10 protein-coding genes, 2 tRNA genes and 1 other RNA gene are annotated in these 12209 nt (G+C 34.0%); 8 read left to right on the plus strand and 5 right to left on the minus strand.

Annotated features, from left to right (window positions below):
• Positions 1-808, plus strand: an 808-nt coding sequence (locus FJ213_05685; GenBank protein ID MBM4175651.1) for a GDP-mannose 4,6-dehydratase, incomplete at its 5' end; no start/stop codon positions are given.
• Between the two features lie 296 nt (positions 809-1104).
• Here FJ213_05685 and FJ213_05690 read toward each other — a convergent pair.
• Positions 1105-1464, minus strand: coding sequence for a hypothetical protein (locus tag FJ213_05690; protein MBM4175652.1), 360 nt, complete (start codon positions 1462-1464; stop codon positions 1105-1107).
• 142 nt (positions 1465-1606) lie between these two features.
• Here FJ213_05690 and FJ213_05695 point away from each other — a divergent pair.
• Both FJ213_05695 and ffs read left to right on the plus strand, forming a co-directional pair.
• Positions 1607-1682: transfer RNA gene (locus FJ213_05695), tRNA-Ala, on the plus strand.
• Positions 1683-1686: 4 nt separating this feature from the next.
• An RNA gene (ffs, locus tag FJ213_05700) (signal recognition particle sRNA small type) lies at positions 1687-1783 on the plus strand.
• A 1-nt stretch (position 1784) separates the two neighbouring features.
• Here ffs and sixA read toward each other — a convergent pair.
• The 4 genes from sixA to glgC all read right to left on the minus strand — a co-directional run bounded on the left by sixA (position 1785) and on the right by glgC (position 6297).
• On the minus strand, positions 1785-2261 hold the full coding sequence (sixA, locus tag FJ213_05705) for a phosphohistidine phosphatase SixA (protein ID MBM4175653.1): 477 nt from the start codon (positions 2259-2261) through the stop codon (positions 1785-1787).
• Positions 2258-3142 carry a L,D-transpeptidase gene (locus FJ213_05710; protein MBM4175654.1) on the minus strand — a complete coding sequence of 295 codons (885 nt, stop codon included), beginning with the start codon at positions 3140-3142 and terminating at the stop codon, positions 2258-2260. The genes sixA and FJ213_05710 overlap by 4 nt, the downstream gene beginning before the upstream one ends.
• The gene (locus tag FJ213_05715) at positions 3139-4956 is read right to left on the minus strand and encodes an excinuclease ABC subunit C (protein MBM4175655.1); all 1818 of its coding nucleotides are present in this window, start codon (positions 4954-4956) and stop codon (positions 3139-3141) included. Before FJ213_05715 ends, FJ213_05710 begins: the two co-directional genes overlap by 4 nt.
• Before the next feature lie 78 nt (positions 4957-5034).
• Complete coding sequence (gene glgC, locus FJ213_05720) at positions 5035-6297, minus strand: glucose-1-phosphate adenylyltransferase (GenBank protein ID MBM4175656.1); 1263 nt, start codon at positions 6295-6297, stop codon at positions 5035-5037.
• Between the two features lie 97 nt (positions 6298-6394).
• On the opposite strand from glgC, the gene FJ213_05725 reads away from it, so the two are divergent.
• From FJ213_05725 to hpnC, 5 genes are all read left to right on the plus strand, one after another.
• Positions 6395-8092, plus strand: coding sequence for a M1 family metallopeptidase (locus tag FJ213_05725; GenBank protein MBM4175657.1), 1698 nt, complete (start codon positions 6395-6397; stop codon positions 8090-8092).
• Positions 8085-8822, plus strand: coding sequence for a UDP-2,3-diacylglucosamine diphosphatase (locus tag FJ213_05730; GenBank protein ID MBM4175658.1), 738 nt, complete (start codon positions 8085-8087; stop codon positions 8820-8822). The genes FJ213_05725 and FJ213_05730 overlap by 8 nt, the downstream gene beginning before the upstream one ends.
• Positions 8815-11124 (plus strand): PBP1A family penicillin-binding protein, encoded by a 2310-nt coding sequence (locus tag FJ213_05735; protein MBM4175659.1) that lies wholly within the window; start codon positions 8815-8817, stop codon positions 11122-11124. Before FJ213_05730 ends, FJ213_05735 begins: the two co-directional genes overlap by 8 nt.
• Before the next feature lie 122 nt (positions 11125-11246).
• Positions 11247-11333, plus strand: a tRNA-Leu gene (locus tag FJ213_05740).
• Positions 11334-11361: 28 nt separating this feature from the next.
• Positions 11362-12207, plus strand: a complete 846-nt coding sequence (gene hpnC, locus FJ213_05745) for a squalene synthase HpnC (protein MBM4175660.1) — start codon at positions 11362-11364, stop codon at positions 12205-12207.
• Positions 12208-12209 lie beyond the last annotated feature (2 nt).

Consider the following 12209-nt stretch of genomic DNA (forward strand, 5'->3'; position numbering starts at 1 on the left):
TGGCACTTTACGTTTCTTAGACGCTATTAGAGAAGTCGGATTAAAACAGGTCCGATTTTACCAAGCATCGACAAGTGAACTATTTGGCAAAGTTAAAATTAGTCCTCAAAATGAATCTACACCTTTCTATCCAAGATCTCCCTATGGAGTAGCAAAACTATATGGTTACTGGATAATCGTAAATTACCGGGAAGCATATAATCTTTTCGCTTGTAATGGTATACTATTCAATCATGAATCTCCCCGTCGTGGGGAGACTTTTGTAAGTCGTAAAATTACACGTGCAGCCTCAAGAATTGTGACTGGTTTACAAAAAGTATTAACTCTTGGTAATCTTGAAGCAAAAAGGGATTGGGGTTTTGCTCCGGAATATTGCGAAGGAATGTGGAAGATTCTCCAGCACGAAAAAGCAGATGATTTTGTCCTTGCAACAGGAGAGACCAATACTGTGCGTAAGTTTGTTGAATTAGCTTTTGGCGAACTTGGAATAATGATAGAGTGGAAAGGCAAATCAGCGGATGAGTTTGGTAGGATTAGTGAGATAAATATTGAGAGAGCAATTGATCTCCTGGATCAAACTAATGGAATAAAAAAAAAAGACACATTATATAAGAGTAGACTTAAAACAGGTGATGTGGTTGTTCGTGTTGATAAAAATTATTACAGACCAACAGAAGTTGATTTATTAATCGGAGATTCATCTAAGGCAGAGAAATTACTTAGTTGGAAAGCACAAACAAATTTAAATGAGCTTGTTCATATCATGATGAAATCAGATTTAAATAAAGTTTTAGTGAGAGGTTTTTAGTGGACAGTTTATTAAACAGGTGGCATTTTTCATGTTCTATTCTCAGACTGAAGCATGTAGAGAGCCATGAAGTATATTCACTCTCGCAAACTCTATTGCAATGGAGCACGTCTTAAATTGAGATGGTGTAACATATTGTAATGTAATAAGTTAGAAGTACAATAAATTATGCTCCGACTATTGGAGCACGCCTCGTAATCAGTACATTTTTTACACGCCCGTTACTTAGTGACGGGCTTTTTTGTTTCTAGTCGAAATGAAAAAATAAATTGATTCAGTAGATTTCTTATTAATTTTCACCGATCAATTTTAAGTCCTAAAAATATTAAACTCAAGATAATAAGTGCGGCAGTCAAGGGAAGTGTGACAATAAGAATTATGGGGTCCTTGTCATAAAACTTCACATCACGAAAGATCCAAAGAAAAATTGGGAATTGAATCATTATGGAATTTATAATGAAAAGTATCCAATAATAACTTCTCCGCATTAGATATATACCATATCCAAGGATTAGATAAATAACAATTTGAAATCCAGGCTCAAATGCAGAAATTGTTTTACCAAGTCTCAAGTAGTGTAAAATTAATATACCATCTATTATTACTGAAAGAGTGATAAGTGCCAATACAACATTTGTTATTTTTTCTTTTGTCATCAAAGTGGATTCAATTTACAGAAATGCTCTGAAAGTATAAATGTTTCAAAATATGTGCTTTTTCATTATCATTGTAATGAGAATTCAAAATAGAAGTAATAATTATCAATTCTTAATTATACATTTTTAATTTTATTGATGTGGGGTTGTAGCTCAGCTGGGAGAGCGCTTCGTTCGCAACGAAGAGGTCGGGAGTTCGATCCTCCTCAACTCCACAAATTTTGGTCAGGTTTACTCGACTTGAATTTACCCAACTCCGTCAGGTCCGAGAGGAAGCAGCGGTCAGTAAATTTCTCGTGTGAGTATTCCCTGACCTTTTTTTATTTAAATATTTTTGGAGTGATTAAGAATTCCAAAATCCCTGCACCAATTCGAGGTTCGCCTTCAAAAACGATTTTTGCGATTCCACCTTTTTTAAATTGTAAATTCACAGCACCGCAAAGGTCTGATAATATTTGAGACATATCAGGTTCATGTCCAATTAAGGCAACTTTTTCATGTTCGAATAGAATATTTTCCAATAAAGTTTTTGCGTTGCATCCAGCTGCTAAGGTATTGTTAATTTCAAAATCGCACTCGTTTATCATATGATGGAGAAATATTTCTGCAGTTTGTTTCGCTCGAACCAATGGACTTGAATAAATTTTATCAAATGTAATTCCGAGATCATTCAGCCGAAGTGCGATTGACTCAATTTTGCGTCTTCCTTTTACAGTTAGCTCCCGGTCAAAATCCCGTCCACTCTCAGATTTTACTTCAGCTTTACCATGACGAATCAGATATAGATTCATTTTCATTCCAATAATTGTTCATAAAAAATATTGAGATCATAATTTCTGTTTATCCAGTTATGAATTTTTAATCTGTCTGCTGCTTGAATTGAAGTTAAGTTCAACGGAGGAATATAGTATTGACTATTTGGTATTAGTTGTAAATTGCCGATGGATATTCCAGGATGCGAAATGTTATCTTCAGATATGATCATTTTATCTGTTTCTCTAATGAGAACTCTCCCTGAATATAAAAGACCTAAATTTCTTTCCGAAAGAATTGCTATCTCTTTTTTAGAAGGAGAAATAAACCGATCGATGTCATCTGTGAATGAAATTATTCGTGCATTGTTTTCAGAATGCACCATGATTACAGTTCCGATTTCCACGTTATCATATACCTTTTGGCAATCTTCTCTTCCGACTCTAACACAGCCATGAGATGCAGCACGTTTTCCTAGAGTGCGATAATATGCGGAGCCATTTAGAGCGTGAATTCCAATTCCATAGTTGAATCCCATCCAATTAAGAAGCAGAGTGCTGTCAAATTGGGTTGAATAAACTTTTTTCGATTTATATTGAATAACAAAAATACCCTCATTTGTAATAACACCCTCTTCGATATTTGGATTTCCGGTTGAGCACAAATATTCGAATGTCCTTCCATCTCTAAAATGATGTAATAGTCTTTGCGTTTTAAGATTAACTGTCAAATATGAATCTTTTGCTGTAAAAATTGTGTCGAGAATATTTGACAGCTTAATTCTAATAAATGGTCGACTTTGAAAACTTGAATTTGATTTGGAATCTGAAATTGAATTTGAATCGCTTAATGAACCAATTCCTATTCCAACTATCAAAACCACGATGGAAGTCAGTAATATTTTTAGTGATACAAGCATATTCATTTTGAAAAATAGGCAATAATTTTTTGCGTCGAAGACTTTCCAATAATTTCCGAAATCTTTTTCATCGATGAATTTTTAATATTTTCAACACTCCCGAATTTCGTCAATAGTTTTTCTGCTGTTTTATTACCGATCCCTTCAATTGAAAGCAATTCTGTTCGAAGAGTTCTCTCATCCCTTTTTTTTCTATGAAACGTGATCGCAAAACGGTGTGCCTCATCTCGGATTTGCTGGAGAAGTTTTAGAGAGGAAGAAGTTTTCGGGATTAAGATAGAATCTTTTTCATTCGGGATAAAAATTTCTTCTAGACGTTTTGCTAAGCCAATTATGGGAATATTTGTTAAACCTAATTTCTTTAACACCCTAACTGCGGATGATAGCTGTCCTTTCCCACCGTCGACCATAATCAAGTTTGGCTGCTTTTTGTTCTCAGCTAATACACGGCTGTAGTGCCTCTCGATTACTTCGGCCATACTTCTGAAATCATCAATCCCTGAATTATCTTTAATAATAAATTTACGATATTCACTTTTTTTCGGTTTACCATTTTCAAACACAACAAGAGATGCAACTGTTTCCGAACCTTGGAGTGTTGAAATGTCAAAACACTCAATTCTTGCTGGAATGTTTTTCAAAAAAATATCTCTCTGAAGAGATTTCAGTACGTAAGAAATTTTTCCATCCTTTTTTAATCTCTGTAGTTTTATATCATTCAATTCGAGTAAAGCATTCTGATAACACATGTTTAGTAGTGACTTAATATCCTGGCTATCATCAGCAGTTAAAATTATTGTTTCGAGCTTTGATTTGTTTTTGAGATAAATTTCAAGCGCTGAGATGTCATAAGGTTCATTTTGAACAACAATATTTTCTGGAATTTCAACAAAATCTGAATAATAATTTTTTATTACTGATGAGTATATTTCTCCCATTGAAGTTTCAATTGGATAGCTGAAAATAAACTTCTTTTTACCAACTAATTTTCCATTTCGAATATTAAATATTGCAGCAACAGCATCTGGAATATCTGCAGCGATTGTTATTACATCTTTGTCCGAGTAATCTGAACTCACAACTTTTTGAGAGTTTGAATAAACTTGCAGTGCGTCAATTTTACTTTTAATTTCCGCTGCTTTTTCATACTTAAGTTCTTCGCTGAAGGTATTCATTTCGCTATGAAGCTCATTGATGAGCGAATCGATTCTTCCCCGTAACACTTTCTCAACCTGATTTATCATTTTTCGATATTCAGTTTTTGATATTAATCCTTCACAAGGTCCGTCGCATTTTTGAATGTGATAGTCAAGACATATTTTAATTTTCTTTTTCCGAATAACTTCATCATCGATATGATATTTGCAGCTTCTTATCTTAAACACATCACGAAGAATTTTTAGAGCAAATTTCATTGTCTTTACATCAGTATATGGCCCAAAATATTTTGAACCGTCATTAATGATTCTTCGGGTAGGGAAAACTTGTGGATAATCTTCATTTGTGATGACTATGTATGGAAATGATTTATCATCTTTTAGGTTGATGTTGTAGCGAGGTTTGTGTTGCTTGACTAAATTTGATTCCAAGATTAAAGCTTCAATTTCATTATCCGTTACGATTACTTCTAAATCAGAAATTTTATTAACCATCACTTCAGTTTTTGCGGATAATGGAGCCGAAGTAAAATAACTTTTAACTCTATTCTTAATGTTTTTCGCTTTACCGATGTAAATTATTTTTCCGCCAGCATTTTGAAAAAGATAAACCCCAGGTAAGGGAGGTAAGTTTTCAATCTTATTTTTTAACTCAGAACTCATTTTGAATTAAATATTTTGAAAAGAAAAACCAATTAGATTGACATGAATTGTTTTTTTAGAAGTGTTTTCAAAAATAATTTATTTTGCTTGTGTGATTGTTTTACCATCAAGAATTTGATTTTTGGCGATAACAACAATGCCTGAATCTGTAACTGTAAATTTCTTTTTATCTTCATCGAGATCAAATCCTATTTCATAATTCTCCGGAACTTTAACATTCTTGTCAATGATTGTTCTTCTAATCCGCGCATGCCTGCCGACACTTACGTTATCCATTATGATTGAATCAGTCACATAAGAATAGCTGTTAACTCTAACGCCTGGACCAATTATTGAGCGCTCCACTAAACCACCACTTACGATCGAACCATCGCAGATGATTGAGTTTAAAGTTCTTCCAACTCTTTCTCCTTCGTGTGATATAGTTTTTGCTGGTGGGTATTGCGATTGAAAAGTTCTAATGGGCCAATGCCTGTCATAGAAATTGAATTCAGGTGTAATATGAATCAAATCGATGCTTGATTCATAATAGCTGTCAATCGTACCGATATCTCGCCAATAAATTTTAGATTTTTTGTTTTCATCTTCAAACGGAAAAGATAAAATTTTCATTCTCTCTCTAATCATGTAAGGGATTATGTCTTTGCCAAAATCATGAGATGAATTGGGATTATCATTGTCGCGATCAAGAATTTCATTTAATTCCTTTGCATTGAAGACATAGACGCCCATATTCACCCATGAAAATCCCTGTTCTCCAGGAATTTCGATTGGTGTTCGCGGTTTTTCTTGAAAATCTATCACCCAATTGTTTTCATCGGTGACAAGTACTCCGAATCTGCGAGCATTTTCTTTGGGATATTTAATTGAAGCAATCGTTAAAGTGGCATCGTTCTCTATATGGTGCTGAACCATTTTCAAGTAATCCATTTTGTAGATATGGTCGCCGCTAAGAATCAATATCCAGTCTGCCTTATCAGGTTTTATCAGGTTTTGATTTTGGTGTATAGCATTTGCAGTACCCAGATACCAATCTCCTGACATTTTCAGCTGAGGAGGAACGCTGTAAATAAATTCACCTAGTTCTGATTTGAAGATGTTCCACCCCTCGTACAAATGTTGATTTAGCGAATCGGATTTGTATTGAGTAAGTACATAGATTTTTCTGAAACCTGAATTCAAACAATTTGAGAGTGGAAAATCGATGATCCTGTATTTTCCTCCAAATGGTACAGCAGGTTTACTTCTGTAAATCGTAAGAGGATAGAGACGTTCGCCTTGACCTCCCGCTAAGATCATCGCAATCGTGTTCCTAAGTATAGTCGAAGCAGCTATTAGCATATTTTTCTCCCTAATACAAACTATAAATTAATTTGCTCTTTAGCAATATGGATTTGGTTGGATGAAATTCTTTTATTAAAATTACATTAATTGAATAATGAATTTTACGTCGATTAAAAAAATTGCTTTCCTTTGTGGTATAAATTTGCTGATATTCTTTTTGATTTTATCCACCGATGATTATTTTTCAAATCTACCTTTTGTAGTTCGAGATATTATTGGCTTTGGGAACAACAGAATTCAAGAAAAAATATTTCTTAGAAGTTATGAAAATAATTTTGAGCCAACACAAACTCTGTTTGACGTTCATAAAGTTAATTTAAGAATTCAAGTTTTTCCAGAAAGCAAGTTTATTATCGGTCGAGTGCATTTCAAGATTCGTGTACTTAAAAGTTCTGATAGAATAGTTTTCAATTTATTAGATAATTTAACAGTGGAAAACGTTTTTACTGAGGGAAAAGAATCAATTTTTTTTCACCTGGATAATAAAATTGAAATTTTGTTTGAAGAAAAATTGAGCCAAAGAGAAATCTTAGAAATAGAAATTAATTATCGTGGAGAACCACGCGACATTGGACTGGCTGGATTTGATTTTGTTGAAGGAACGCAACGATTCTATTCATTGAGTCAGCCGAATTTTGCTCAATCCTGGTGGCCCTGCAAGGATGATCCTTCCGATAAATTCTTAGCTGACATTGAAATAATTGTTCCAAATAAAACCGTCGGAGTATCAAATGGGAAATTAGTGGACATTGTTCAGTTTGCTCCAAATTGGCTGTCTTATAAATATGAAGTTAGTTATCCAATTTCCAGTTATTCACTTTCAGTTTCTGGTGCGGATTATAAAGAGTTTGAAAATAGCTTTATAAGCATTTCTGGGAAAAACATTCCATTAAGATATTTCGTATCTGAATCTAAATTGAACAATGCTAAAAAAGATTTTGAAGTTATTCCCCAAATGATGACCGCATTTGAAAATTTATTTGGCGAATATCCATTTCAGAATGAACATTATGGTATCGTGGAATTCGATTGGAAATTTGGAGCAATGGAACATCAAACGATGACAAGTATCGGCTCAAATTTTATAACTGGTTTGAAACTTTATGATCGATTATTGGCTCACGAACTGGCTCACGAATGGTTTGGAAATTCTGTAACACCATTCAATTGGAAAGAAATTTGGTTGAATGAAGGATTCGCTACTTATGCATCATACATCTATTTGGAGCAAACTGGAAAAAAGATAAATTTAAACTCCAGACAATTATTTTATGGTCCGGTTTATGACCCGAATGGATTTTTATTCGGGAATACAGTATATGAAAAAGGTGCTTGGATCCTCCACATGCTGAGACGGAAAGTCGGCGATGAGAATTTCTTCAAATCACTTCGGAAATACTACGAAGCAAATAAATATAGTAATTCATCGACTACCTCATTAAAAGATATTTTTGAATCAACTTGTAGAGTCGATTTGACGAAATTTTTTAATCAGTGGATTTATTCTTCAGTTGAAAAACCTTTTTATACTGTTTCTTACTCAACATCTAAGCGTAATAACGATTATATTTGTACAATAAATATCGAACAGACTCAGCCAAGGTTAATATTTGAAAACGATATTGAGATTAGATTAATATTAGAAAATAAGATGAATCTGAAACATATATTAGTAAACAATACGAAAAAACAAATTGTGTCTCTCATTATAGATTCACCAGTTATGGATTTAGTAGTTGATCCTGAAAATGATTTGCTAAAAGAAGTTATCTACAGGAAGTTTAGTGACTGACGAGAAACCATATTATTTTATTTCTGATCTTCATTTTGGTTTTCGTTCATATGCCGAAGAACGAGAGCAAATTAGGTTTTTTGAAAATGTTTGTGATGAGATCATTCGAGTTAGAGGTTATTTAGTAATTCTTGGGGACCTTTTCGATTACTGGTTCGAATATAAAACCGTTGTTCAAAAAAATTTTCATCGTATTTTAACGAAAATTGAAGATATTTCAGATGCGGGACTGAAAATATTCTATTTATCTGGCAATCATGATTTTGCTCACTTGGGCTATTTCAAAAATTCATTTGGTATTGAATTATCGGAGCAGTCAATAACCTTCGAGTTAAGAAAGAAAAAATTTTTTTTAGCTCATGGTGACGGCTTAGTAAAAAATGACTTCGGATATCTTTTACTAAAATCAATTTTTAGAAATAAAATGCTGCAAAAATTGTATTCAAAAATTCATCCCTCAATTGGCGTGAAATTGGCAAGTGCATTCTCAAGAAAGTCACGTCACTATACCGATGGGAAAAATTATGGAACTATTGATGGTTTATCTGAGTTTGCCAAACAAAAAATTGAGGAAGGTTTTAATTTTGTAGTGCTCGGACATTCTCACGAACGAAAATTCGAACGGTACAATGACGGCTACTATATCAACTTGGGTACATGGCTTAAGCAGCCATGTTATGGACTGTATTCAAATGGAGAATTTAAAATAATCGATAAAGAGAATGGCTAAGAAAAATTTTTCAAGAGAAGAACTTCAAAAATATTTCACTGATCCAAAATACCGTAAAAATAATTCGAAGGGTTTTATTAGTCGTCATAAAAAGTTTTTTATTTTCAGCGGAGTTGTGATCCTAATTTTATTTATTGCTTTATCTGTATATGTTTTCATGGGTTTACCTTCATTTGAAGAACTTGAAAATCCGCGTCCATCATTGGCATCGAATGTTTACTCGTATGATGGGCAATTGCTTGGACAATTTTTTATTCAAAATAGAATTGAAACTCATATCGATTCACTTCCCAAACATTTAGTAAATGCATTAATCGCAACTGAGGACCGTAAATTTTATTCGCATTGGGGAGTTGACTTAGATAGGTTTGTTAAAGCTATTGTAAAAAATATCATAACTCTTTCTAAAAAAAGCGGTGGTGCAAGTACAATTACACAACAGTTAGCCAGAAACTTATATCAACTGGTTGAGCGAGAAGAAAATCTGCTCGATATCGCTTTGCGAAAAGTAAGAGAGTGGATTACAGCTGTTCAAATCGAAAAAACTTATACTAAAGATGAAATCCTAGTAATGTATTTTAATATCGCCTATTTTGGAAGGGGGAGTTACGGTATTGAATCAGCTGCCAGAAATTTCTTTGGAAAGCCTGCGAGCAAGCTTAATCTGCAAGAATCTGCACTGCTTGTTGCAATGCTGCGAAATCCTTGGTATTACGATCCAATCAGAAATCCAGAAAATTCATACTCACGAAGAAATCTGATTTTAAGAATCATGAATGAACAAGGATTCACAACTGAGGATAAGTACCAAGCTGCAATATCGGATAACATTCGTTTAATGAAAACTTCTGAGTTCACAAAATCAGCAGCTCCTCACTTCTTGGAGTATGTACGGCAGCAGTTGATTCAAAAAGCTGAAAAATATGAAGTTGATATCTATCGTGATGGTTTAAATATTTTTACAACCATAGATTTCAATATGCAAAAGCATGCTAACGAAGCAGTTGCTGAGCATTTAAAAGAATATCAACCATTATTCGATAAAAGCTGGACGTGGAATAATAAATCTGATCTTATTAAATCAATTCTTGAGAAGGGGATAAAAAACCATCCAAGTTATCTTTCGGCTTCAAATGAGAATGAAAAACAAAATATTGCTTCACGACTAAGGACAGATCAAAGATTTATTGACTCACTAAAAAAAGTTGCGCAGACTATAGAAGCCGGCTTCATTGCAATCGAGCCGCGCACAGGGCACATACGTGCGATGGTAGGCGGAGCAAATCATGATTTCATGTATGGATTAAATCACACAACTCAAATTAAACGGCAGCCAGGTTCGGCATTTAAGCCAATAATTTACACTGTGGCGATTGATAATGGTTATCCGCTTGCAACTGAAGTCTTAAATGAACCGATCACACTCGAAATTGGCAATCAAACTTATTCTCCAAGAAATTCGAATGATGAGTATGGCGGATATTTGAGTTTTCGAAAAGGTCTTGCAGGTTCAGTAAATATGATCTCTGTCAGACTAATTAGTGAAGGAATGGCTCCATTGCATGATATTCCAGTATACTCGAAGAGATTAGGAATAAAAAATACTATTCAGCCATTTTATTCAATTGCGCTCGGAACTTCGGAGGTTACTCCACTTGAATTAACTACGGCGTACTCTACGATCGCGAACAAAGGAGTTTTCATCGAGCCAATTGGGATATTAAAGGTTGAAGACAGAAATGGATTATTACTTGAAGATTTTAGAACATACGCACATGAAGCTCTCTCACAAGAAACTGCCTACTTAGTAACAGATTTGATGCAGGGTGTAGTGGATGGCGGTACTGCACAAGGTGTAAGAAGATTTTTCCATCTTCCTGCAGCTGGCAAAACTGGAACTACTCAAGATTTCGCTGATGCATGGTTTGTTGGCTTTACACCAAGCCTATGTGCTGGAGTTTGGGTTGGATTTGATGATCAGCGTGTAAAATTCACCGGTTGGTATGGACAAGGTGCAAAAGCTGCAGCTCCAATTTGGGGCAGGTTCATGCAGAAGGTTTATGATGATAAAAGAATTGGTTTAATTCCGGAATATTTCGATCAACCTGAAAATATTACCACCGTAACATTTTGTGAAAAATCATTACAGCAAGGGATCCCGAAACTCGCAAATGAAAACTGTCCAGTAAAAATAACGGATGTTGTAAATTCTAAATTCAATCCGGAAATGTGTGATATTCATACAACCGGCGGATTCACACCGTTGAATGTAGACACTACATCTATTAAAATTGATTGGTAAAATATTAATTCATCGCTTTGCGTTAGCTGAAAGTCAAATTAGTTAGTTAATAATCATAAATTCTGTTCGTAAATCGTAATTTGAAATTTATTATCTTTGCACAGGATCTATTCAAAATATTTGCCGAAGTGGTGAAACTGGCAGACACGCTACGTTCAGGGCGTAGTGAGCATTCGCTCGTAGGGGTTCAAATCCCCTCTTCGGCACAAAAGCCTCACATAGTTTTTCCTGAATAAAATGGCTTTCGATTTGAAATATTCTTATGACTATTGTAAAAAAATTGCCGTCAGTCATTATGAAAATTTTCCTGTTGCTTCTCTGTTAATACCTTCTGAAAAAAGAAAATATATTTTTGCTGTATATGCATTTGCTAGAATTGCAGATGATATCGCTGATGAGGGTAGTGAGTTGTTCGAAAAAAGAATTGCTGAATTAACTTTATATAAGAATGATTTCATTCAGAGATCGAATGTGGAAAATTATCTTCACTTCCCGGCAGTATACGACACAATCGAGAAATACAATCTGAGTGAAATCCTCTTCACAAACTTAATTGAAGCCTTTATTCAGGATAATGAAAAATTTGAATACCAAAATTTCGCAGAGGTACTCGAATATTGTAAAAAATCTGCGAATCCAGTTGGTCGAATTGTCCTGCAGATTTTTGATCATCATGATCAAGAAATGTTTCGATTGTCTGATTTGATTTGCACGGCTCTGCAATTGACAAATTTCTGGCAGGATCTTTCTATTGATTTAAGGAAAGGACGATGCTATTTACCTCAAGATGAGATGCAACAAAATCAAATCACTTTTAATGAATTGAAAAATACTGACTTATCTCCGGCATTGAAAGAATTACTAAAAATTCAGATAGACCGAACCGGTGAAATGTTTGATGAAGGGCAGAAACTTATTTTGCATCTTAAAGGTTTATTGAAATTAGAGATAAAGTTGACTATTCTTGGTGGTAAAAGTATTCTTAGAAAAATAAAAAAATTAGATTACAATATCTTGCTGCGACGTCCAAAACTAAATATTCTAAATAAAATATTTCTTTTTATAAAAATGCTTTTTGTTTAATA

The organism is Ignavibacteria bacterium, assembly GCA_016873845.1.
Classification (GTDB): domain Bacteria; phylum Bacteroidota; class Ignavibacteria; order Ch128b; family Ch128b; genus JAHJVF01.

What these genes read in the sequence shown, in the direction of transcription:
- FJ213_05690 (MBM4175652.1), bottom strand. Translation starts at nt 1,464, where the DNA reads ATGACAAAAGAAAAAATAACAAATGTTGTATTGGCACTTATCACTCTT.
- glgC (MBM4175656.1), bottom strand. Translation starts at nt 6,297, where the DNA reads ATGCTAATAGCTGCTTCGACTATACTTAGGAACACGATTGCGATGATC.
- sixA (MBM4175653.1), bottom strand. Translation starts at nt 2,261, where the DNA reads ATGAAAATGAATCTATATCTGATTCGTCATGGTAAAGCTGAAGTAAAA.
- FJ213_05715 (MBM4175655.1), bottom strand. Translation starts at nt 4,956, where the DNA reads ATGAGTTCTGAGTTAAAAAATAAGATTGAAAACTTACCTCCCTTACCT.
- FJ213_05735 (MBM4175659.1), top strand. Translation starts at nt 8,815, where the DNA reads ATGGCTAAGAAAAATTTTTCAAGAGAAGAACTTCAAAAATATTTCACT.
- hpnC (MBM4175660.1), top strand. Translation starts at nt 11,362, where the DNA reads ATGGCTTTCGATTTGAAATATTCTTATGACTATTGTAAAAAAATTGCC.
- FJ213_05725 (MBM4175657.1), top strand. Translation starts at nt 6,395, where the DNA reads ATGAATTTTACGTCGATTAAAAAAATTGCTTTCCTTTGTGGTATAAAT.
- FJ213_05710 (MBM4175654.1), bottom strand. Translation starts at nt 3,142, where the DNA reads ATGAATATGCTTGTATCACTAAAAATATTACTGACTTCCATCGTGGTT.